Genomic DNA, 22321 nt, shown 5'->3' with positions numbered 1-22321 from the left:
CGACTCCGCCTACTGAGCAGAAGGCCCCCAGCCGACAACACCCCCCACACCCAGCACACACGCACCACGCATGCGACACCCCGAGCGGGTGGGAGGAACACCCTCCCACCCGCTCGTCGCGTATGCGGCCCTCAGGGTGCGAGCGGGCCGCCGGGGCCGAAGGCCAGCTCGGCGAAGCGCTCGCCGATCCGGTGGTGTGCGGCCGCGTCCGGATGCAGCTGGTCGGGCAGCGGCAGCTTGGCGAAGTCGGCCTCGCCGTAGAGCTCCCGGCCGTCGAGATAGAACAGGTGCGGGTCGCGCGCGGCCCGCTGGATGACGATGCGGGCGAGCTCCTCGCGGATGACGTTGAGCGTCAGCTTGCCGGCGGCGCGCTCTGCCGGATCGCCCATGGCCCGGAAGAGGATCCTCCCCGAGCTGACCTCGCTGAAGTCCGGAGCGCACGGCCCCGGGGTGTCCTCGTGTATGGGGCACAGGATCGACGAGACGACCAGCAGCGGGGCGGTCGGGTGTCCTTCGCGGATCGTGTCGAGGAAGCCGTGCACCGCCGGGGTGAAGGCCCGCAGCCGCATCAGGTCGCTGTTGACGATGTTGATGCCGAGCTTGACGCTGATCAGGTCGGCGGGGGTGTCCCGCATGGTGCGGGCGGTGAACGGGTCGAGCAGGGCGCTGCCGCCGAGTCCGAGGTTGACCAGGTCGACACCGCCCCGCGAGGCGGCCAGCGCGGGCCATGTGGTGGTGGGCCCCGCGGCGTCGGAGCCGTGGCTGATCGAACTACCGTGGTGCAGCCACACCTTGCGCCCCGGACCGGGTACGGGCTCGACGGGAGCGTCGGTGCGCAGCGCGCCGAGTTCGGTGGTCTCGTTGTGCGGCAGCCAGATCTCGATGTCCTTGACCCGGTCGGGCAGGCCCTCGAAGCGCAGCGTGTCGGCCGGTCCCGGCGTGGTCTCGGCAGTGCCGGCGAGCATGTCGATGGTCAGGGTGTTGCCGCCGGTGGCGGTCGCCCGGCGGGCGGGCCGGCCGTCGACGAGCAGCTCGTACACGCCGTCCGGGCGGGGCGGGGCGCCCACGTAGTCGCGTTTGGTGGGCAGTACGTCGAGCTCCACGGTGGTCGCTCCGGTACGGAACGCCAGGCGGACCCCCGAGGGCTGTGACTCGACCATCGCGAGCTGCCCGTCGGTGTTCTGGGCGCGCGCCCAGGCGGGCAGCCGGTGCGGCAGGACGCCGTGCGGGGTCTGCTCCAGGTCGGCGGCGCCGCGTACGAGGTTTGTGGTGACCGGCGTGGTGCTCCAGTCGTGCGTGGGGTTCATTGCTCCAGCCTGTGTGTCGGAGAAGGCCGCTTCGCGCTCAGGAGGGGGCGGGGACGGGAAGGGGTGGCGTCAGGGCTCGGGTGCGCGCAGGCTGCGCAGCAGGGCGTCGAGGTGGTCGACGACCCACGCCCAGGTCTCCGGCGAGTCGGGGGCGCTGTGGCTGAAGCCTCCGGACGCCTCCAGGCTGACGAAGCCGTGGAAGACGCTGCCGAGCAGCCGGACGGCGTGCGTCTGGTCCGGTTCCGGCAGGTCGTAACCGCGCAGGATCGCGCGCGTCATCTGCGCGTGCCTGCCTCCGGCGCTCGCGGCGGCGGTGCGGGGGTCGAGGGGGAACCGGGTGGCGGCGTATCGGCCGGGGTGCTCGCCGGCGTAGTCGCGGTAGGCGTTCGCGAAGGCCGCCAAGGCGTCCTTGCCCGCTCGTCCGGCCAGCGCGTCGGCGGCTCGCTCGGCCAGTTCCTCCAGGGCGAGCAGCGCGATCCCCGTCTTGAGGTCATGGGAGTTCCTCAGGTGCGAGTACAGGCTCGCGACCTTGACGTCGAACCGTCTGGCGAGCGCCGAGACGGTCACCCGGTCGAATCCGACCTCGTCCGCCAGCTCGGCTCCCGCCCGGATCAGCCGTTGCTTACTCAGTCCGGCCCGCGCCATGCCCTCCACCCGTCACCCGAAGCGGCTGAGGGAATTAAGAAATTACCTAAGCCTTTTAGGCAATTTACGATATCACTCATGAAGCCGTTGACGGAACCAGAGATCCGCACCGCGTTCGTGAACTGCACCAAGGGCGAGGCCAAGCGTCTGGCCGTCCCCCGCGGCCTCGCCGACCGGCCCTGGGACGCGCTCGACTTCCTCGGCTGGCGTGACCCCCAGGCTCCCGGCCGCGCCTACCTCGCAACCGAACTGGACGGCCGTACCCGGGCCGTCGCGCTGCGCAGCCCCGCCCCCGCCCCGTGGCAGGCGCGGCGCAGCATGTGCTCGGTGTGCCTGACCCCGCACGCGGGCGGTGTCTCGCTGATGGTCGCGCCGAAGGCCGGCACGGCCGGGCAGCGGGGCAACTCGGTCGGTACCTACATATGCAGCGACCTGGAGTGTTCGCTGTACGTGCGCGGCCGCAAGGATCCGGCGGGCGGCGCCCGGATACACGAGTCGCTCACCCTGGAGGAGAAGATCCAGCGGATCGAGGGGAACGTCGCCACGTTCCTCGCGAAAGTGGTCGCGTGATCGTGTCGCGGACCCCGCCGGGCTCGTTGGTGGTGGTGACCCCAGGTGAGCAACCGGAAGGAAACACCATGCGTACACGTGCACTGACGGCGGGGATGCTGGCCGCCGCCGCTACGTTGGCCGGTATCGCCGCGGCGTCCCAGGCCACGGCCGCGGACAGCACCGCGGGTGGCCGGAACGCCGCAGCCGAAGCGGGTGGCGTGTCCGGTCGGCTGGGCCTTTCCTCCGTAGTCTCCCAGGCCGAGCAGCAGTTGCGCATGGTCGGGGAGCAGGCGCAGCAGCACGGCCGCTGAGGCGCTAGGCGGCGCCTCGCGCCCGCTCGCGCGTGCACGTCGGCGTCCGTGGCACGGTCACGTGTACGCGGTCATGTGTGCGGCGTCGCGAGACGGCCCCGGCGTATCGGGCTCCGGCGGCGACGCGAGGTGCGGCGCACGCGCGCGGCCCGGCGGTCAGTTCGGTGGCGCTCACGGGGAGAAGTAGAGGCTCGGCGTGGTGCCCAGCGCGCGCCGGAACATGGCCGTGAAGGCGCTCGGGGTGGCGTAGCCGACGCGCAGCGCGACGGTGGTGACGGGCGCCCCCTTGGCCAGCAGCGCCACCGCGTGCGCCAGCTTGGCCTGCCGTACCCAGTGGCCCAGGCTCATCCCGGTCGTCTCGGCGAAGCGGCGCTGGAGGCTGCGCGGACTCATGTGCGCGGCAGCGGCGGCCTGCCGTGTCGTCCACGCGTCCTGGGGGCAGCGGCGGATCCGCGCGCACAGGTCCGCGAGGCGGGGGCAGTCCGGGGCGGGCAGGTGCAGCGCCGGCACGGGCCGGGGGGAGAGTTCACTCAGCAGCAGCCGCATGACGAGTCCGTCACGGCCCTCGGTGTCGTACTCGACGGGCAGCCTCGTCGCCTCGTCGATCAGCTCGCGCAGCAGCGGGGGGACCGAGACGACCGTGGGGGTCGCGGGCAGCCGGGTGGCGGCGCCCGGGCCCAGATAGAGCGTGCGCATGGCGACCCTGCCGGCGCAGGTCATCTCGTGGTCGAGCGCCGCGGGTACCCACGCGCCCCTGCTGGCCGGCACCACCCAGGTGCCGAGCGGGGTGCCCACCGTGATGGCTCCGGTGATGCCGTAGATCAGCTGTGCCCGGCGGTGCCGGTGCGGCGGGATGTGGTGGCCGTCCGCCAGGTCGCGGGCCATCGCCGCCACCGGGCGCGGCACGTCCTGGTAGTCGTCCCGGTTCTCGCTCTTCCCGAACATGGCGCACTCTCGACATCACCTGGCAGTACGGCGAAAGTATGCCAGCCCGGGCCGGCCATAGCGTCGTTCTCCGTGCCCCATCCCCGTCTCACGCCCTCGTCCCCGCCCCTGGCGCGGGGCCGCGGGCTCTCCCGCCTCCACGTGCTCGTCCTGGCTGTCACCAGCGCGGTCACCGCCTCCAACGTCTACCTCAGCCAGCCGCTGCTGGAGGAGGTCGCCGGCTCGCTGCGGGCCGATCCCGCGCTGCTGGGCGCCATCCCTACCGCCACCCAGCTCGGCTACGCGGCCGGCATCCTGCTGCTGGTACCCGCCGGGGACAGCCACGACAGGCGCCGGCTGATTCTGGTGCTCACCGCGTGCTCGGGCCTGGCGCTGGCGGCGAGCGCGGTCGCCACCAGCGCCTGGTTCCTGGCCGTGGCCGGCTTCGTGACGGGGTTGCTCTCCCCCGTACCGCAGCTGGTCACGCCGCTGGCCGTGGCGCTGTCCGAGCCGCCCGGGGGCCGGTCGGGCGGGCGGGGGCGCGTCGTCGGCACCGTGCAGGCGGGGCTGCTCGTCGGCATCCTCGCCTCCCGCGCCTACGCGGGCGCGCTCGCCGGGCTCGTCGGCTGGCGCGGCGTGTACGCCGTCTCCTGCGCCCTCACCCTTCTGCTGGCCGTCGTCCTGCGCCGGTGCCTGCCCGCAGACCCGGCACCGGCCGGTACCGACGGCTACCGCGCCTGCCTGGCCTCCCTGCCCCGGCTGGCGGCCCGGCCCCCGGTCGCCCGGGTGATCTTCTCCGGGGCGCTGGTCGGTGTGGCCTTCGGCGCCTTCTGGACGACGCTGACGTTCCTGCTGGCCCGGCACTACCACTACGACAGCGCGCGCATCGGGCTGTTCGGGCTCGTCGCCGCCGCCAGCGCCCTGGCCTCCCCGTGGGCGGGCAGGCTCGCCGACCGGTACGGCCCACGGCGCGGTCTGGCCGCGCTGACAGCCCTGGTGATCGCCGGCTGGCTGGTCCTGCTGCCCGGCGGCACCTCCCTGGCCTGGCTGGTGGCCGGCATCGTCCTCCTGGACGTCGGTGTGTGGGGCAACCAGACGGTCAGCCAGACCGCGCTCTTCTCCCTCCCCGCCCACCTGCACAACCGGCTCAACACCAGCTACTTCACCTGCCGCTTCGCCGGCATCGCGACCGGCTCCCTGGCGGGCTCCCTCGCCTGGAGTACCGCGGGCTGGCCGGCCGTCGCCGCTCTCGGCGCCGCCTCCGCCACCCTGGGGCTGGCACTCGGTCTCCTCCCGCACCGCGACCGCGCGGAGCCTACGGCCTGAGCGGTGTCCGGCGGCGGCCGCGCGGCGGCCGAGCCGGGCCCGCGGGACGCGTTCGCGCAGCCGTACCTCGCCCTCGTGCAGCGGCAGCCGGGAGACCCGGGTGGCGGTCTGCGCCACCCGGGCCAGGGGCCGCAGCGCGAGCCGCACGCTGGCGGTGCCGACGAGCGCCGCGGCGAGGAGCCCCGCGCCGGCGACGCAGACCTCGGTGACGACCAGTGTGCTGACGGTGTCCTGGACGCCCGAGGCGGGCAGCCCGACGAGCAGCGTGCCGCCGTCCACCGGCACCGACCGCACCCGGTAGGTCCCCTCTCCGGGCAGTTCGGCGGTGTGCGGCTCACCGTCACGAGGGGCGTGTGCGAACGCGGACCGCTGCTCCTCGGAGCACGACCGCGTCCGCACGCCACGCCCGTGCGGCGCGCACCGCCCCGGCGCCGTCCCCGACGGAGCGCGCATCCCACCCCTCGTACCGCAGGGCCATGGCCAGCAGTTCGGCCAGCGGCGGCTCGTCGTCCACCACGAGCACCCGCGCGGGCCGCCCGTCGCGCGTGAGCGCCGCCCCCGTCTCGGTCGCGGCGGCCGGAGCGGCCCCGGGTCGCGGCGGGACGACGCCGGCACGCCCGGAACCGTCGGCGGACACAGAAGACTCGCCCATGCCGCCAGCCTCGGCCCCGTCCCTGAGAGTTTCCTGTGCGGCGTCTGTGAGCCGACTGGGAATGCGCCGGTGACGGGGCCGCCGACGGTCGGAGCCACGGCTGCGCACCGGCCGGTCGTCCGCCCGGCGGGCCGGGCCGCCGGAGGCGGCGGCGGTGGGCGCGCACCCGCTGCGTACCCTGGCGGAAGTCCGCCGTACGTCCGAGGAGCACCCGTATGACCGCCACCGCTTCCGCAGTCCCGTCCCGCACCGCTGTCGTCACCGGAGCGAGCAGTGGTATCGGAGCCGCCACCGCGCGCGGACTGGCGGCCGCCGGCTACCGGGTGGTGCTCACCGCGCGCCGTGCCGACCGGATCGAGGCCCTCGCCGGCCGGATCAACGAGGCGGGTCACCACGCGGAGGCTTACCCCCTGGACGTGACGGACCGCGCCGCTGTCGACGCGTTCGCCCGGACTCTGCCCGCGGTCGACGTACTGGTGAACAACGCCGGTGGAGCGCTCGGAGCCGACCCGGTCGCCTCGGGTGACCCGGGCGAGTGGCGGCAGATGTACGAGACGAACGTCATCGGCACCCTGAACCTCACCCAGGCGCTGCTGCCCGCTCTCACCGACAGCGGTGACGGCACCGTGGTGGTGCTCTCCTCCACCGCGGGGCACGCCACCTACGAGGGCGGCGCCGGGTACGTCGCGGCCAAGCACGCGCAGCACGTACTCGCCGAGACGCTGCGGCTGGAGATCGTCGCAAGCCCCGTCAGGGTGATCGAGGTGGCGCCCGGGCTGGTCAAGACGGACGAGTTCGCGCTGACCCGCTTCCACGGGGACGCCGAGAAGGCCGCGGGCGTCTACGCGGGGGTGGCCGAGCCGCTGACGGCCGAGGATGTCGCGGAGACCATCACCTGGGCCGTCACCCGCCCGAGCCACGTCAACATCGACCTGCTGGTCGTCCGTCCGCGTGCACAGGCCTCCAACTCGAAGCTGCACCGCGAGCGGTGACGGCCGGCCGGCCGGGGTCCGGCGCTCGTGCTCAACGGCTCTCGTTCGCGGGAAGTTTCTCCAGCATCGTGCGGGCGCAGTCGAGGACGAGGGCGCACACCTCGTCGGGGTCGGCGCCCGCCAGCGCCCCCTTGCCGACCACCGAGCGTGTCAGGCCGATGCCCAGCAGCCAGGCGAGGACCAGGTCGGCGCGGAGCGCGGCGTCCTCGGCTTCGGTGAGCGTGGCGAGGGCGTCCGCGTACTCCTCGCTCAGCAGCGCCCCGGTGCGGGTGGCGGTCCCGCCGACGGCCGAGCGCAGGCAGATCTCCAGCGCGCGGTGGCGCTGCCCCTGGTCTTCGGAGCCCGCGGCGAGCAGCCCGCGCAGCGCGGTCTCCAGCACGCTCTCGGGCGGGGTCTCGCGCAGGTGCCGCAGGCTCTCGCCGGCCACCACCTCCTCGAACAGCGACTGTTTCGAGCCGAAGTAGCGGAAGAGCAGCGCCTGGTTGACCCCGGCGCGGGCGGCGATCTCGCGGACGGTGGTGCGCTCGTAGCCGCGCTCCGCGAACAGCCCCGCCGCCGCCTGGACCAGCGCCTGCCGTGTCGCTGCGGCGTCTCTCTTGCGTGCGGTCCGGTAGGCGGTCATGCCCCTCCCCCGTCGAAGCAGCCACTCGGAGCAGTCAGCGTAACGGCCGTGCGGCCAACAGCACCCGGGTGAGGCACCGTTGACCGCCGCCACCGCACCCGCCTACTTTTGTAAGCAGACGCTTACAACCGGTAGGAGGTCAGGTGACCAGCACCGACACCGAACCCGTGGCCTACCCCTTCAACGAAGCGACGTCCCTCCACCTCTCCGACCGCTACGCCCTGATCCGCGACCAGGACGGACTGCCGCGCGTGCGCCTCCCCTACGGCGAGGACGCCTGGCTCGTCACCCGCTACGCCGACGCCCGGCTCGTCCTGGGCGACAGCCGCTTCAGCCGCGCCGAGTCCGTACGGCACGACGAGCCCCGCCAGTCGGAAGGGCGGCTGACGGGCGGGCTGTTGAGCATGGACCCGCCCGAACACGCCAGGCTGCGCACCCTGGTGGCCAAGGCCTTCACCGTGCGGCGGGTGGAGAAGCTGCGCCCCGAGATCCGCGCCCTGGCAGAGGACCTGCTGCGGGACATGACCGAGGCGGGGCCGCCCGCCGACCTGGTCGACGACTTCGCGCTGCCGCTGCCCGTCGGCGTGATCTGCCGGCTGCTGGGGGTCCCGGAGGCCGACAGGCCGCGCTTCCGGGTGTGGAGCGACAACGCGCTGTCGACCAGCTCGCTGACGGCCGAGCAGTTCGAAGCCAGCAGGAACGAACTGCGCGCCTACATGGCCGGTTTGATCGACCAGCACCGCGCGCACCCGGCCGACGACCTGATGACGGCGCTGATCGAGGCGCGGGACGATCGCGACAGGCTCTCCGAGCTGGAACTGGTCGATCTGTGCGTGGGCATCCTTGTCGCGGGGCACGAGACGACGGCCAGCCAGATCCCCAACTTCCTGTGCGTCCTGCTCGACCATCCCGAGCAGTTCGCACGCCTGCGAGAGGACCCGTCGCTGGTCGCCGGCGCCGTGGAGGAACTGCTGCGCTTCGTGCCGCTCGGCGTCGGCGCGGGCCAGCCGCGCTACGCGACCGAGGACATCGACGTCTCGGGGACGCTGGTGCGCGCCGGCGACCCGGTGCTCGTGGCCATCGGCGCCGCCAACCGCGACGCGCTGCGCTTCGACCGCTCGGGCAAGCTCGACATCACCCGTACGAACAACTCGCATCTGGGCTTCGGGCACGGCGTGCACCACTGTCTGGGCGCGCCGTTGGCCCGGGTCGAGCTCCAGGAAGCGCTGCGCGCGCTGCTGGGCATGCTGCCCGGCGTGCGACTGGCCGGGGACATCGATTGGAAGACCGCGATGCTCGTGAGGGGCCCGCGCTCCATGCCGGTGAGGTGGTGAACGATGACGTGGCGTGTGGAGATCGACCGGGACGTGTGCATCGGGTCGGGGATGTGCGCCGGTATGGCACCGTCCGTGTTCGAGCTGGAGAACGAGCGCTCGCGTGCGGCCGCTGAACAGATCGACCCGCAGGAGGCCGCCCTCGACGCGGCTGACTCGTGCCCCGCACTGGCCATCACGCTGCTGGACGAGGACGGCGAGGTCGTCGGCCCCCGTCCGTGATCCGCGGGACGCCCGCCCGCCTCCCGCGTGGTGGACGGCCCGGCTCGTTCGCGGTCGCCGTCCCCCTCCGCGCGGTGGGCGCCGCACCTGCCCGGTCCGGGAGGTCCCGGCGGGGGCAGGTGCGGCGGCGGGCGGCTCAGGGACCGGCCTCGACCCGTCTCAGGGCGCCACCTCCGCCTCCCGCGGCCGGGGGATGAGGAAGGAGGCGGCATAGGCGGCCGCCACCACGACGCCGCCCAGGAGCAGGGCGGCCACGTAGCCGCCGGTCGAGGAGCTCCCCTGCGGGCTGCCGGACACCTGGACGGCGGACAGCAGCGCGAAGCTGAGCCCGGCGCCCAGGCCGAAGGCGGCCGAGATGAGTCCGGGCAGGAACCCGGGGTGGTCCTTGGGCGCCAGTACCACGCCGAGCAGGTTGAGGACGATGTTGGCGACGCCTGCGTAGGTGACCCCGAGCAGGACGGTGCAGCCGACCATGACCGGGAGCGAGTGGACGCCGGCCAGCGCCATCACCACGACCACGACGGCGCTGCCGAGCAGGCCCCAGCGCAGCAGGCGACGGTAGCCGACCAGGGGCGCGAGCCGCCCGGTGAAGGGGCCCACGAGCCAGCCGACGAGCGCGAACGGGGTGAGGAAGACCAGCGAGGCGAGACCTGCCCCCATGCCGAACCCCGCCTCCTCGTTCTGCACGAACGACATCAGCACACCGTTGACGGCGGCGAAGACGCCGGTGAGCGTGAGGAGAGTGGTCAGCAGGGGCGCCCAGGTGGCGCGCTGCCGCAGATCGTTGATGCGTACCAGGGGATGACGGCTGCCCTTCTCCATCCTCCAGAAGAGCGCGAACGCGAGCACGGCCACCGCGAGCAGGCCCGCTGCCAGTGGCCAGTTGGCCCCGCCCAGCTTCTTGGCCTGGTCGACGGCGAGCAGCAGCGCCGCGACGCTGATCACGAGGGGCGGCACGCCGGGCCAGTCCATCGGGGTCCCGGCCGAGGGGCGCGATTCGGGGCAGCCCAGCGCGACGGCCACCGCGGCGACGAGCGCGACGAGTGCGATCACCCAGAAGATGCTGCGGAAGCCGTGGTGGGCGGCCAGCCAGCCGCCGGCCAGCGCGTCGACGCCCGCGATGCCGCCGTTGACGGCGGTCACCAGGCCCATGAGGGTGCCGAACCGCTTCGGGTCGGCGATCTCGGAACGCAGCATCAGCAGGGAGATCTGCACGACGGGTCCTGAGACGCCCTGCGCCACGCGGGCGATGTCGAGCACGGCGATGTTCGGCGCGACAGCGGCCAGTACCGTGCCGGCGGCCATGACGACGAGCATCCACAGCAGCACGCGCCGGCGCCCGACGATGTCGCTGAAGCGCGGCAGGAAGAGGGAGAACATCGCGCAGGCGGTGAAGAACGCCGTCTGCGACAGTCCGGTGGCCGCCTCGTCGGTGTGCAGTTCGCGGGCCATGGTGACCAGGGCGGGGCTGAGCATGCTGGCGTTGAGCTGGAAGGCCACACAGGCGGCGAGCAGCGCCGTCATCAGTGCGGCGGTGCCGGCCGGCTTCTTCGTCGTCCTGACGTTCAGGTCGGATGCCATCCCGCTGCTCACTTCCGTATCCGGCACAGTCGGTCGACGAGCAGTTCGGGGAACGTGCCGTCGGTCTCCAGGACCACGGCGGCGTTGGCGCCGGGCTGCGCGGGGTAGCCGCGGTGGATGCCGCGGGTGTCGGCGACGAGCGCGCCGCGCGCCGCGCCGTCGGCGGTGTCCACGGTGACCGGCAGCCGGGGCGCGGCCTTGGGGGTGACCTCGCCGACGGCGATCCCCGCGGCGAGCGGGTCGTGGCAGGCCGAACCGCGGAAGGGCAGCGCGGTCTCCTCGTGGAAGGTGAAGTAGAAGTCGAGGATCTCGCCCGCGAGTCGGCCGGCGGGGTTGCCGCAGGCGAGCAGCCGCTGCCGGTGCGCCTCGGTGAGGTTCTCGCGCATGGTGACGTCGAGCGGTACGAGCGTGAGGTCCCGCCACCCGGCGGCCAGCACCGCGGCGGCCGCCTCCGGGTCGTGGCCGATGTTGGCTTCGGCGAGCGGGCTGATGTTGCCGGGGTGGTGGACGGCGCCGCCCATGATCGTGAGGCGGCCCACCCGCTCGGGCAGCCGGGGCTCGGCGCGGAGTGCCAGCGCGAGGTTGGTCAGCGGCGCCGTGGCGAGGATGTCGATCCCGTCCTCGGCCTCGCGGGCGGTGCGCAGGAGGAGGTCGACGGCGGTGCCCGGGTCGGGTGCCGTGCTGGGCTCGGGCAGCGCGACACCGCCGAGCCCGCCGTCGCCGTGGACGAAACCGGCCTCGGGGTGGGTGTCGCCGCGCAGGGTGGTGGCGGCTCCGGCGGCCACGGGGATGTCGGTGCGCCCTGCGGTCTCCAGTACCTGGAGCGTGTTGCGGGCGGCCTGCTCGGCTGTGGTGTTTCCAGCGACGGTGGTGACGGCGCGCAGGTCCACCCCCGGAGTTCGGCAGAGGTAGAGCAGGGCGACGGCGTCGTCGATGCCGGTGTCGCAGTCCACGAGGAGGGGGCGGGGGGCGGAGACGGACATGGGGTCACTTCCGGGGAGAGGAGACGAGCGGCAGGTCGGGCGGCGTGGCAGCCGCCCAACCCAACGGTCGGGCGGCGTGGCAGCCGCCCAACCCAACGGTCGAGATTGTCTGACAATCGACTGGCCGAGAGAGTAGCTTCGCGCCGAGGTCGGCACAAGGGTTCGCCCGCGGGAGGCACGCACGGCCCCCGGCCGCGAGGCGGCACGGGAGCAGCACGGGGAAGCGGACGGGGAGTCGCCGGAGAGCCACCGGAGAACCGGCGGAAGACCGCTGGCGGACCGGTGGAAGAGGTCCGGCCGGTGGGCGCTAGTCTTGGGGCGCACGCGTGGGCGGATCGCCACCACAGCAGGACGATCGCCGCGCAATGTCCGACAAATGAACTCGGGAGCTGTGATGCCTCGACAGGGAGACCGTCGGCACTCACCCCGCGTGAAGCTCTACCAGCGGATCGTGGCGGCCATCGACGACGGCACCTTCCCTCCGGGGGCCAAACTGCCGCCCGAGCCCGAGCTGGCCGCCCATCTGGGCGTGAGCCGCTCGGGGCTGCGCGAGGTGCTGATCCTGTTGCAGGAGGACGGCGTGATAACCCGCCGCCAGGGCTCGGGAAGCGTCGTCAACCAGCCGCCACCCGCCCCGGGACTGGAGCGGCTGCTGCCCGTGGAAGCGCTTTTGGGATCGGGCCCGCGCCGTTGCCGCCGCCTCGCCGTCGAGTGGGAGGAACCCACCGACTTCTCCGGCTACCACCTGCGCATGGCACCGACGGAGCGCGCGTGCTTCTGGGAGACGGTCGTCGACGTGGACGGCGCGCCCGCGTGTTTCGCGCACGAATGGGCCGCGGACGAGTCGGTGCTGCGCGCTGCGGCCGGACCGGCTCTCGTCGCCGCGCTCGGCACCGGCTCGGCCGGCCCCGGCCCCACCGCGACCGGCCCCACCACGGCAGGCGCCGGGAGCGAGAACCCCGGCGGGCCGCAGGAGCCCCGAGGGAGAGAGATCCCCGGCGCGGACGGGGCGGCCTGCACCATGCTGGCCGCGTTCCTGCACAGCGGGGCCGCCACCATGCTCACCGCGCGCAGCACCCTGGGAGCCACCGTGCTCGGCACGGAGCGCGGCCTCGCCGTCTCCCGGCCGCCCGAGACCCCGGCGATGCTGCTGACCCAGACCGTGTCGGCCGCCGGCCGCCCCGTCATGGCCGCCAAGTACCTCTTCCCCGCGGGCGCCCCGCTGCTGTCCCTGACCCCACGGCGCTGAGACACCCGGACACGTCGGTTACGGCGGTTCCCGGCCTCGTCACGGGCCCGTGCGCCGCACCCGCGGAACGACGCCGGGCGCGGGGTCGAGGGGCGCGGCGTCAACGGGCGCGGCGTCGACGGGCGCGGCGTCGACGGGGGCGGACAGGATGCCGGCCTCCGCCTGGCAGACCTCCTTCACCAGCGTCTCGTCGACCGTCTCGCGGGGTCCCCCTGGGCCATCACGCGGCCGTCCTCCATGGCGCCGAGGTCGGGCGCGCTGGTCGGTTCGTCGAGCAGCACCACGGGGGCGTGCTGCGCGAACATCGTGGCGAGCAGGCAGCGCCGGCGCCGGCCGCCGGAGAGCTCGTCGAGGCGTTCGGCGGCCGGGTCGGCGGTACCGGTGGCCTCCAGCGCCTCGCGGACGGCGCGTTCGCCCTCGCGCGACCACTGGCGCAGCAGCCCCTGGACGAGCCCCACGAGGAGAGGCGTCAGCGCGACGGCGGCCCGGAGGGCCGATCGCCGCTTGCGCGCGGGGTGTTGCCCGGGGCGGGAACCGGAGAAGACGGCCCGTCCCCCTTGCACACCACGCATAAGGTTAGCCTAACCTAAGCTCGTCCGTCCGGAGTCGTCCGAACGGCAGAACCGCGCATGCCCGGAAACGACCGCGCGTGCCTGAAGGAGAGAACCCGACCATGCGGCTCAAGTCCTCCGCCCCCGTGCACAGACGCGCCGGCCTGTTCGACGAACTCGCCCACAAGCCGGCCTGCGAGCGGCTGGACGCGGTGCGCGACAAGCACGTCACCGAGATCGGCGGGTCCGGGTGGGCCGGCCCGGGCGGCGCAGACGCCGCCGTCTCGGTACCGGCCGGCGTCAGGAAGGCCATGGCCGAGTGAGCACCACACACCGGACGGCACCCGGCGCGTCACGCCCCCTCGCGCCCGAACTCGACGGAAGGGTCGCCCTGGTGACGGGCGCGGCCCGTGGCATCGGCGCGGCCGTCGTGCGGGCACTCGTCGCACAGGGCGCGCACGTCCTGGCCACCGACCTGGAACCGGCGGGCGTGGAGAAGCTCGCCGCCGAGCATCCCGGCCAGGTCACCGCGCGCCCGCTGGATGTGGCCGACGCGGCGGCCGTCGAGGCGCTGCTGGCCGAGAGCGACCGCCTCCTGGGCCCGCTGGACATCGCCGCCAACGTCGCGGGAATCCTGCGCATCTCCGAGGTGACCGAGCTGAGCGACGCGGACTGGGCGGCCACCTTCGCCGTCAACACCAACGGCGTCTTCCACGTGTCGCGGGCGGCTGCCCGCCGGATGTCCGAGCGCGGCAGCGGCAGCATCGTCACCGTCGCCTCGAACGCGGCGGGCATCCCCCGCACCGGCATGGCCGCCTACGCCGCCTCCAAGGCCGCGGCCGTGATGTTCACCAAGTGCCTCGGCCTGGAGGTGGCCGGGCGCGGAGTGCGCTGCAACACCGTCTCCCCCGGCTCCACGCTCACCGACATGCAGCGGGCCTGCTGGGGGCCCGGGGCCGACGACGAGGCGGCCGCGGCGCGGCGGGTCGTCGAGGGCGACCTCGCGACGTACCGCACCGGCATTCCGCTCGGCCGGATCGCCGACCCGGCCGACGTCGCCGAGGCCGTCGTCTTCCTCGCCTCCGACCGCGCCCGCCACATCACCCTGCACGACCTGTACGTGGACGGCGGCGCCGCGCTGCGGGCCTGAACCGTCCCGCCCTCCGCCACGGTTCGTGCTCTGTCTGGAGAAACCATGTCTGTCCCCTTGCGTGAACTGACCGCTCCCGCCGACGAGACGGGGCACGCCCAGCCGGGCCCGAGCCTCCGGCCCGGCGCGGCGACCGCCCTCCTGGACGCCTACCGAAGCGGCACCGACCGGCTGCTGGCCACGCCCCACCGCACGCTGCTGGCGCACGGTACGGCGGCCGAGACGCCGCACGACGCACGGCCACTGCCCGAGCGGGTACGCCACCTGCTGGACGCCCTGCGGAAAGCCGGAAAGCCGGCACCGCTCGTGGTGGGCGCGCTGCCGTTCGCCCCGGACGCGCCGCCGGCGCTGGCCGTCCCCGAGCGGGTGCGCTGGGCGCCACCGCTGCGCGAGGACCCGCTGGTGGTGCTGCCGGTACCCGAGCGGGAGACCGAAGGCCGCTGGGAGCTGCGCGAGGTGCCCGCCGCCGAACGGTACGGCCAGGCGGTGGCGTCGGCCGTGGCACGGATGCGGGCCGGGGAGTTCGACAAGGTGGTGCTCGCCCGCACCCTGGAGCTGACCGCGCCCGGCGAGCCCGACCTGCCCGCCATGCTGCGCCGGCTGGCCCGCCGCGACCCGGCCGGCTACACCTTCGCCGTGCCCAGCGGTCCCGGCCGCACCCTTGTCGGCGCCAGCCCCGAACTCCTCGTCGCACGCCGGAACGGCCGCCTGACGGCCAACCCGCTGGCCGGGTCAGCGCCCCGCAGCGGCGACCTGGCCGACGACGTGCGGCGGGCCTCCGCCCTGCTGGAGTCGCCGAAGGACCTGCACGAACACGCCGTCGTGGTCGACGCGGTACGGGAGGCGCTGGCACCGTACTGCTCGCGCCTGGAGGCACCTCGGAGGCCGACGCTGGTGCGCACCGCCGCCATGTGGCACCTGTCCACCACCGTCACAGGGGAGCTGAGGGACCCGTCGGTCACCGCGCTGGAACTGGCTTCGGCGCTGCACCCCACCCCGGCGGTCTGCGGCACACCGACCCGGACGGCACGTGAGGTCATCGCCGCGCTGGAGCCCTTCGAGCGTGGGCCCTACACCGGCATGGTCGGCTGGCAGGACGCCGACGGGGACGGCGAGTGGGTGGTGACGATCCGGTGCGCCGAGGCCGAGGGGTCACGGCTGCGGCTGTTCGCCGGGGCGGGCGTGGTGGCCGGCTCCTCACCCGAGGCGGAGACCGCCGAGACCGCCGCGAAGTTCCGCACCTTCCTGGACGCCGTGGGGGCCGCGCTGTGAGTTCCCAGCAGACTCCCTGCGCGCGGGCCCGGCGGACCTCGCCCTCGGAAGGCAGCGCTGTGGCGGCCCTCACCCCGGGGGTGGACGCGCCCACCTGGCCCGCCGAGTTCGCCGAGCGCTACCGGGCCGCGGGCTACTGGCGCGGCGAGACGTTCGGAGGGATGCTCCGCGAGCGCGCCGCCGCCCACCCCGACCGCGTCGCCCTGGTGGACCCGGCGCCGGAGCGCCGCACCTGGACCTACCGGCAGCTGGACGAGCGCGCCGACCGGCTGGCGGCGGGCTTCGCGGCGCGCGGGATCGGCAAGGGCGACCGGGTCGTGCTGCACCTGCCCAACGTGGGCGAGTTCGTGGAGGTCGTTTTCGCCCTCTTCCGGATCGGCGCACTGCCGGTGTACGCGCTGCCCGCGCACCGCGAGACGGAGATCTCCTACTTCTGTTCCTTCACCGAGGCCGTGGCCTACGTCATCCCCGACCGGCATGCGGGCTTCGACCACCGGGATCTGGCCTCCGCGGTGGCCCGGAAGGCACCGTCGCTGCGGCACGTGTTCGTCGTCGGCGAGCCGGGCGAGCACACCGCGCTGAGAGAGGTCGCCCGCGCCCCGGAAGAACCCCCCGCCGGACCCCGAGCGCACGAGCTGGCGTTCCTCCAGCTCTCCGGCGGGACCACGGGAGTGCCCAAACTGATCCCCCGGACCCACGACGACTACCTGTACTCGCTCCGCGGGTCGAACGAGATCTGCGGGGTCGGCCCCGGCACGCGCTTCCTCGTCGTCCTGCCCGCGGCACACAACTTCCCGATGAGCTCCCCCGGATGGCTGGGCACCCTGCTGGCCGGCGGCCGGGTCGTAATGTGTCCGCGCCCCGACCCGAGCACCGCGTTCCCCCTCGTGGCGCGCGAGGGCATCACCATGACCGGTCTCGTACCGCCGCTGGCACTGGTGTGGACGCAGGCCGCGGCCGCGGCGCGGGAGGATCTCTCCCACCTGGAACTCGTCCTCGTCGGCGGCGCGAAGTACAGCGAGGAGGCGGCGCGGCGCCTTCGCCCCGCGCTGGGCTGCCGGCTGATGCAGGTCTTCGGCATGGCCGAGGGCCTGGTCAACTACACCCGGCTGGACGACGACGAGGAGACCGTCGTGACCACCCAGGGCCGCCCCATATCCCCCGACGACGAGATCCGCATCGTCGACGACGACGACCGCGACGTGCCGGAGGGCGAGTTCGGGCACCTGCTGACGCGTGGCCCGTACACCATCCGCGGCTACTGGCGTGCCCACAAGCACAACGCCCGCTCCTTCACCCCGGACGGTTTCTACCGCACCGGCGATCTGGTGCGCCGTACCCCCGGTGGCCACCTGGTGGTCGGGGGCCGGGCCAAGGACCAGATCAACCGGGGCGGCGAGAAGATCGCGCCGGAGGAGGTGGAGAACATCATCCTCGCCCACCCCGGTGTGCACGACGTCTCCGTCGTCGCCGTGCCCGACACGTACCTGGGGGAACGCTCCCTGGCCTACGTCATCCCGCGCGAGGGCGCCGCGCCGCTGCGCCCCGCCCAGATAAGACGGTTCGTGCGGGAGCGCGGCATCGCCGCCTACAAGGTCCCCGACCTCGTCGAGTTCGTCACCGCGTTCCCGCAGACCGGCATCGGCAAGGTCAGCAAGAAGGGGCTGCGGTCCGTTGCGACCGCGGCCGACCAGCAGTGAAAGGCGCCTGACACCGTGGCACTTCCCGCCATCGCCCCCTATCCCCTGCCGAGCGCCGACGAGCTGCCAGCCAACCGCGCGGCCGGCTGGCGCGCGGACCCGGCACGCGCCGTGCTGCTCGTCCACGACCTGCAACAGCACTTCCTCGGCGCCTTCCCCGCCGGGCGGCAGCCGCTGACCGGCATGCTGGCCAACACCGCACGGCTGCTGGACACCTGCCGCGGCCTGGGCGTACCGGTCGTCTACTCCGTCCAGCGCGGGGGCCAGACCCCGGACCAGCGCGGCCTCCAACTCGACTTCTGGGGCCCGGGGGTGGGCGACGACCAGGACGCCCTCGCCGTTCCGGAAGCCGTCGCTCCCCTGCCGGGCGACCACACGGTCACCAAGTGGAAGTACAGCGCGTTCGTCCGCACCGAGCTGGACCGGATCCTGTGCCGGGCCGGCCGCGACCAGCTGATCGTCGCCGGCGTGTACGCGCACATCGGGGTGCAGGTGACCGCCTGCGACGCGTGGATGCGCGACGTGCAGGCGTTCGTCGTCGCGGACGCCGTCGCCGACTTCTCCGCGGACGACCACGCGGCGGCCCTGCGCTGGGTCGCGGGCCGCTGCGGGTTCGTCACCACGACAGACGCGCTCGTCGACGGCCTCTCCGCCACGTCCCGTCCCGCCGACCGCCCCACCGCCCGCACGGAGGTCTGAACCCGATGTCCCTGACACCCGAGCAGATCCGCGCCGACGTCGCCGACGCCCTCGGCGAGGACCCCGCCGACATCCCGCTGGACGGCAACCTGGTCGACCACGGGCTCGACTCGGTGCGCCTGATGTCCCTGCTGGAGCGCTGGCGCCGCGACCACGAGGTGCGCGCCGACTTCGCCGACCTCGCCGAGACCCCCGCCATCGAGGCGTGGGCGCCACTGCTGGGGGCGGCGTGACCGTACTGACCCCCCCACAGGCCAGGGCCGGCGGACGCCGGTGACGGGGCCTGGCTGCCGCTCACGGTCGCGCAGGAGGGCATGTGGTACGCGCAGGCCCTCGACCCGCTCAGCCCCGCGCAGAACACCGCCGAGTGCCTGGTCCTCGACGGCCCGCTCGACCCGGAGGCGTTCGCGGCCGCGCTGCGCCGGGTGGTCGGCGAGGCCGACGCGCTGCGGGTCCGCGTCCAGGACACCGGCGAGGGCCCGCGCCAGCAGGTACGCGGGTCCGTCGAACTGCCGCTGACCGTACGGGATCTGCGCTCCGCCGGGGAGGATGCCGGGCAGCGGGCCCGGGAGTGGATGCGCGCGGACCTCGCCACCCCGTGCGATCTGGCGGCGGACCCGCCGTTCCGGCACGCCCTCTTCCGCGTCGGCGACCGGCGGTGGCTGTGGTACCAGCGCGTCCACCACCTGGTCATGGACGGGTTCGGGCACGCGCTCCTGGTGCGGCGCACCGCGGAGGTCTACAGCGCGCTCGTCGACGGCAAAGAGCCCGGCCCGCGGACCTTCAGGCCGCTGGCCGACCTGGTGGCCGAGGACGCGGCCTACCGCGCCTCCGACGAGCGCGCACGAGACCGCGCACACTGGCGCGCAGCCCTCGCCGACCGGCCGGAGGCGCCGCGTCTCGCCGGGCGGGGCGCACTGGCGGCGCGGACGTTCCACCGCCGCACCGCCCACCTGGCGCCGGAGGCGACCGAGGAGCTGCGGGCCCTGGCCGACAGGCTCCGCGGCACCTGGCCCGACCTGCTGATCGCCGCTCAGGCCCTCTACGTGTCCCGGGCCTGCGGCCGCGACGACGTGGTGCTCGGACTGCCGATGATGGGCCGGATGGGGTCGGTCGCGCTGCGGGTGCCCGGCATGGTGATGAACGTGCTGCCGCTGCGGCTGACGGTACGGCCCCAGGACTCCTTCGCCGACCTGGTGCGGCAGGTGGTGCTCGGCGTGCGGGAGGTCCGCCGCCACCAGCGGTACCGGTACGAGGACATCCGCCGCGACCTGGGACTGCTGGGCGAGTCCCGGGGGCTGGTGGGTCCGCTCGTCAACATCATGCCGTTCGACTACGCGGTGGACTTCGCGGGCACACCGGTGCGGGCGCGGAACCTGTCCGCCGGACCTGTGGACGACCTGACCGTCAACGTCTACGACCGTGCCGACGGGCGCGGACTGCGCATCGACCACGACGGCAACCCGGCCCTGTACGGCCATGCCGACCTCGCCGCACACCAGGAGCGCTTCCTCCACCTGCTCGACCGGCTCGCCCGTACCGACCCGCAGGCCCCCACAGCCGTCCACGGCATCGCCACACCGGCCGAGGAAGCCCTGGTCGTGGAGGAGTTCAACCGCACAGCGCGCACGCTGCCCCCGACCACGCTGATCGGCCCCATCGAGGCGCAGGCGGCCCGCACCCCGCGGGCCACCGCGCTGGTGTACGGCTCGACGACGCTCAGCTACGCCCAACTCGACGTCCGCGCCAACCGGCTGGCCCGGCACCTGCGTACGCTGGGCGCCGGCGTCGGCACCGTGGTGGCGGTCTCCCTGCCGCGCTCGGCCGAGCTGGTGGTCGCCCTGCTCGCGGTGCTCAAGACGGGGGCGGCCTATCTGCCGCTCGACCCGGACTACCCGGCCGCGCGGCTCGCCCTCATGCTTCAGGACGCGGCGCCGGTGTGCGCCGTCACCGACCACGCTGAACGGCTCCCCCAAGCCTGCGGCACCCCGCTGGTCGCCCTCGGGGACCTGGACGAGACCACACTGTCCTGCTACCCGCCCGTGCCTCCCGAGCGCCCGCTGACGCCCGCCCACCCGGCGTACGTCATCTACACCTCGGGCTCCACCGGACGCCCCAAGGGCGTCGTCGTCCCGCACGGCGCCATCGACAACCGGCTGCGCTGGATGCAGCACACCTACCCGCTGACCCACGCCGACCGGGTGCTCCAGAAGACACCGTCGTCGTTCGACGTCTCCGTCTGGGAGTTCTTCTGGCCCCTGCGCCAGGGCGCGACGCTGGTGGTCGCCGAACCCGGCGGCCACCGCGACCCGCTGCGCCTCGCCGCGGTGATACGGCAACAGGGCGTCACCGTATGCCACTTCGTGCCGTCGATGCTCCAGGCGTTCCTCTCGGTCCCCGACGCGGCCGGGTGCACGGGGCTCAGCCGCGTGTTCTGCAGCGGCGAGGCGCTGCACCGCGAGACGGCGCAGGCCTTCTTCGCCGCACTGCCCGGCGTCGAACTGCACAACCTGTACGGCCCCACGGAGGCCGCCGTCGACGTCTCCCACCACGCCTGCGCCCCGGACGGGACGGGCCCTGTACCGATCGGGCGGCCGGTGTGGAACACCCGCCTGCACGTGCTCGACGCGGCTGGGCGGCCGTGCCCGCCAGGCGTGGCGGGAGAGCTGTACCTGGCCGGAGCCCAACTCGCCGACGGCTACCTGAACCGCCCCGAGCTGACCGCCGAACGCTTCGTGACGACGCCGGGCGCCCAGGCGGAACACCCCCTGCCACCGGAGCAGCGGATGTACCGCACCGGGGACCTGGCACGCTGGACGGACGCGGGAGAGGTCGTCTACCTGGGCCGCACCGACGACCAGGTGAAACTGCACGGCCAGCGCATCGAACTCGGCGAGGTGGAGGCCGCGTTGGCGGCACAGACCGCCGTGACCGGCGCGTGCGCCGTGGTGCGCGAGGACCGTCCGGGCGAGCAGCGCCTGGTCGGCTACGTGAGCGGGGACGCGGACCCGGCGGCGCTGCGCACCGCACTCGCCACGGAACTGCCCGCGCACATGGTGCCGTCGGCGGTCGTCGCCGTGGCCGAGTTCCCGCTCGGCCCCAGCGGCAAGCTCGACCGCGGGAGACTGCCCGCGCCCGTCTTCGCCACCTCCGGCGGAGCGGACGGCGGGCGGCGCCCCGCGAGGCCGCACGAGGAGTTGCTGACCCGCCTGTTCTGCGAGGTGCTCGGCGTTCGAGGCGTGGGGCCCGACGACGCGTTCTTCGACCTGGGCGGCACCTCACTGCTCGCCGTCCGGCTGGTGGCACGCGTACGCGAGACGCACGGAGCCGAACTGACCATCGGCTCCCTGTTCGAGGCACCGACCCCCGCCGCGCTCGCCGCCCGCCTGGAGACCGCGGCCCCCGTCTCCGGCGACGCCCTGGACGTGCTCCTGGCGCTGCGCCCCACCGGCGGCAGGACACCGCTGTTCGCCATCCACCCGGCGGGCGGACTGGCCTGGTGCTACGCGGGGCTGACGGCCCGGCTCGGCCCCGAGCAGCCCGTCTGGGGCGTGCAGGCACGCGGACTGGCCGACGACGAGCCGCTGCCCGGCTCCCTGCTGGAGGAGGCAGCCGACTACGCGGCCGGCATCCGCGCCCTCCAGCCGCACGGCCCCTACCGGCTGCTGGGCTGGTCGGTCGGCGGAGTCCTCGCCCACACGGTGGCCGTACTGCTCCAGGAAGCCGGGGAGCGGGTCGATCTGCTGGCGCTGCTCGACGCGTTCCCCGCCGAACAGTGGCGCGGCAGGCCCGCACCCGAGGAGGGCGACGCGCTCACGGCCGTGCTGCGGATGGCGGGCTTCGAGCGCACGAGCGAACACGACCGCGACGACGTCCTGGCCACCCTGCGCCGGGCGGGCAGCCCGCTGGCCGGGCTCACCGACCGCACGCTGGCACGGATCGTGGACGTGGTGCCCAACCACGCGCGGCTGATGCGCGAGCACCGGCACGGGGTGTTCGACGGCGATGTGCTCTTCTTCACGGCCGCGGCACCGCGTGCCGAGAGCTGGCTGACCCACACGGCATGGCAGCCGCACGTGACAGGCACGATCGCCAACCTCGACCTCGCCTGCACGCACCCTCGGCTGCTACGGGACGACCACCTGGACGCCGTCGCCGCGACGCTGGCGTCAAGGCTGGCCCGGCTGGACGGCTGAGCGCGCGTGCCCTTACCGGCACCCCGCGCCAGGGTGGGCGCCCGCACCCGGCG

General features: G+C 74.1%; 20 protein-coding genes and 2 pseudogenes. 14 read left to right on the top strand and 8 right to left on the bottom strand.

Translation table 11 applies throughout. The features are described 5' to 3' along the window. Positions 1 to 131 precede the first annotated feature (131 nt). Together DQ392_RS32425 and DQ392_RS32420 are read right to left on the bottom strand one after the other, a co-directional pair. A complete protein-coding gene (locus DQ392_RS32425) occupies positions 132 to 1307 on the bottom strand; it encodes a GDSL-type esterase/lipase family protein (RefSeq protein WP_114019282.1) in 1176 nt (391 codons plus the stop codon). A gap of 69 nt (positions 1308 to 1376) precedes the next feature. After that, on the bottom strand, positions 1377 to 1952 hold the full coding sequence (locus tag DQ392_RS32420) for a TetR/AcrR family transcriptional regulator (RefSeq protein WP_114019281.1): 576 nt from the start codon (positions 1950 to 1952) through the stop codon (positions 1377 to 1379). A gap of 78 nt (positions 1953 to 2030) precedes the next feature. Here DQ392_RS32420 and DQ392_RS32415 point away from each other — a divergent pair, with 78 nt between their 5' ends. Together DQ392_RS32415 and DQ392_RS32410 are read left to right on the top strand one after the other, a co-directional pair. Then, a complete protein-coding gene (locus tag DQ392_RS32415) occupies positions 2031 to 2522 on the top strand; it encodes an FBP domain-containing protein (protein ID WP_114019280.1) in 492 nt (163 codons plus the stop codon). Positions 2523 to 2590: 68 nt separating this feature from the next. After that, on the top strand, positions 2591 to 2815 hold the full coding sequence (locus tag DQ392_RS32410; protein ID WP_147266610.1) for a hypothetical protein: 225 nt from the start codon (positions 2591 to 2593) through the stop codon (positions 2813 to 2815). A gap of 171 nt (positions 2816 to 2986) precedes the next feature. Here DQ392_RS32410 and DQ392_RS32405 read toward each other — a convergent pair whose 3' ends face one another. Beyond that, positions 2987 to 3760 carry an AraC family transcriptional regulator gene (locus tag DQ392_RS32405; RefSeq protein ID WP_114019278.1) on the bottom strand — a complete coding sequence of 258 codons (774 nt, stop codon included), beginning with the start codon at positions 3758 to 3760 and terminating at the stop codon, positions 2987 to 2989. 72 nt (positions 3761 to 3832) lie between these two features. On the opposite strand from DQ392_RS32405, the gene DQ392_RS32400 reads away from it, so the two are divergent. Beyond that, a complete protein-coding gene (locus DQ392_RS32400) occupies positions 3833 to 5065 on the top strand; it encodes an MFS transporter (protein ID WP_245982248.1) in 1233 nt (410 codons plus the stop codon). A gap of 379 nt (positions 5066 to 5444) precedes the next feature. On the opposite strand, the pseudogene DQ392_RS36350 reads toward DQ392_RS32400, so the two are convergent. Further along, positions 5445 to 5717 (bottom strand): annotated as a pseudogene (locus DQ392_RS36350) (DNA-binding response regulator); the annotation flags it as partial. Positions 5718 to 5932: 215 nt separating this feature from the next. Here DQ392_RS36350 and DQ392_RS32385 point away from each other — a divergent pair. Next, positions 5933 to 6709, top strand: a complete 777-nt coding sequence (locus DQ392_RS32385) for an SDR family NAD(P)-dependent oxidoreductase (protein WP_114019276.1) — start codon at positions 5933 to 5935, stop codon at positions 6707 to 6709. Positions 6710 to 6740: 31 nt separating this feature from the next. Here the strand turns inward: DQ392_RS32385 and DQ392_RS32380 are convergent, their stop codons facing one another. Continuing rightward, on the bottom strand, positions 6741 to 7331 hold the full coding sequence (locus DQ392_RS32380) for a TetR/AcrR family transcriptional regulator (protein WP_114019275.1): 591 nt from the start codon (positions 7329 to 7331) through the stop codon (positions 6741 to 6743). Between the two features lie 143 nt (positions 7332 to 7474). Here DQ392_RS32380 and DQ392_RS32375 point away from each other — a divergent pair, with 143 nt between their 5' ends. Further along, the gene (locus tag DQ392_RS32375; protein ID WP_114019274.1) at positions 7475 to 8665 is read left to right on the top strand and encodes a cytochrome P450; all 1191 of its coding nucleotides are present in this window, start codon (positions 7475 to 7477) and stop codon (positions 8663 to 8665) included. 3 nt (positions 8666 to 8668) lie between these two features. Beyond that, on the top strand, positions 8669 to 8887 hold the full coding sequence (locus tag DQ392_RS32370) for a ferredoxin (RefSeq protein ID WP_114019273.1): 219 nt from the start codon (positions 8669 to 8671) through the stop codon (positions 8885 to 8887). 159 nt (positions 8888 to 9046) lie between these two features. Here the strand turns inward: DQ392_RS32370 and uriT are convergent, their stop codons facing one another. Both uriT and DQ392_RS32360 read right to left on the bottom strand, forming a co-directional pair. After that, complete coding sequence (uriT, locus tag DQ392_RS32365; RefSeq protein ID WP_114019272.1) at positions 9047 to 10468, bottom strand: uridine transporter UriT; 1422 nt, start codon at positions 10466 to 10468, stop codon at positions 9047 to 9049. A gap of 8 nt (positions 10469 to 10476) precedes the next feature. Continuing rightward, positions 10477 to 11451 (bottom strand): nucleoside hydrolase, encoded by a 975-nt coding sequence (locus DQ392_RS32360; protein WP_114019271.1) that lies wholly within the window; start codon positions 11449 to 11451, stop codon positions 10477 to 10479. A gap of 394 nt (positions 11452 to 11845) precedes the next feature. Between DQ392_RS32360 and DQ392_RS32355 the strand changes: the two genes are divergently transcribed. Beyond that, a complete protein-coding gene (locus tag DQ392_RS32355) occupies positions 11846 to 12700 on the top strand; it encodes a GntR family transcriptional regulator (protein ID WP_114019270.1) in 855 nt (284 codons plus the stop codon). Positions 12701 to 12739: 39 nt separating this feature from the next. Here the strand turns inward: DQ392_RS32355 and DQ392_RS32350 are convergent. Beyond that, positions 12740 to 13188, bottom strand: a pseudogene (locus DQ392_RS32350) (ATP-binding cassette domain-containing protein); the annotation flags it as partial. Positions 13189 to 13373: 185 nt separating this feature from the next. Between DQ392_RS32350 and DQ392_RS32345 the strand changes: the two are divergent. The 7 genes from DQ392_RS32345 (at position 13374) to DQ392_RS32315 (ending at position 22268) form a co-directional block, all read left to right on the top strand. Then, entirely contained in the window at positions 13374 to 13574 is a 201-nt protein-coding gene (locus DQ392_RS32345; protein ID WP_114019269.1) for a hypothetical protein, read from the top strand. Continuing rightward, complete coding sequence (locus DQ392_RS32340) at positions 13571 to 14401, top strand: 2,3-dihydro-2,3-dihydroxybenzoate dehydrogenase (RefSeq protein ID WP_114019268.1); 831 nt, start codon at positions 13571 to 13573, stop codon at positions 14399 to 14401. The genes DQ392_RS32345 and DQ392_RS32340 overlap by 4 nt, the downstream gene beginning before the upstream one ends. 45 nt (positions 14402 to 14446) lie before the next feature. Continuing rightward, positions 14447 to 15673: an isochorismate synthase gene (locus tag DQ392_RS32335; RefSeq protein WP_114019267.1), complete on the top strand. Its 1227-nt coding sequence runs from the start codon at positions 14447 to 14449 to the stop codon at positions 15671 to 15673. A gap of 59 nt (positions 15674 to 15732) precedes the next feature. Next, a complete protein-coding gene (locus DQ392_RS32330; RefSeq protein WP_114019266.1) occupies positions 15733 to 17373 on the top strand; it encodes a (2,3-dihydroxybenzoyl)adenylate synthase in 1641 nt (546 codons plus the stop codon). Positions 17374 to 17388: 15 nt separating this feature from the next. Beyond that, positions 17389 to 18072, top strand: coding sequence for an isochorismatase family protein (locus DQ392_RS32325; RefSeq protein WP_114019265.1), 684 nt, complete (start codon positions 17389 to 17391; stop codon positions 18070 to 18072). A 5-nt stretch (positions 18073 to 18077) separates the two neighbouring features. After that, positions 18078 to 18305, top strand: coding sequence for a phosphopantetheine-binding protein (locus tag DQ392_RS32320; RefSeq protein WP_114019264.1), 228 nt, complete (start codon positions 18078 to 18080; stop codon positions 18303 to 18305). A gap of 81 nt (positions 18306 to 18386) precedes the next feature. Next, the gene (locus DQ392_RS32315) at positions 18387 to 22268 is read left to right on the top strand and encodes a non-ribosomal peptide synthetase (RefSeq protein ID WP_114019263.1); all 3882 of its coding nucleotides are present in this window, start codon (positions 18387 to 18389) and stop codon (positions 22266 to 22268) included. Positions 22269 to 22321 lie beyond the last annotated feature (53 nt).

It is taken from the genome of Streptomyces reniochalinae, from assembly GCF_003323735.1.
Taxonomy (GTDB): Bacteria; Actinomycetota; Actinomycetes; order Streptomycetales; family Streptomycetaceae; genus Streptomyces; species Streptomyces reniochalinae.
The sequence above is the reverse complement of the archived record's forward strand: the minus strand, read 5'-3'. Positions and strand labels throughout refer to the sequence as shown.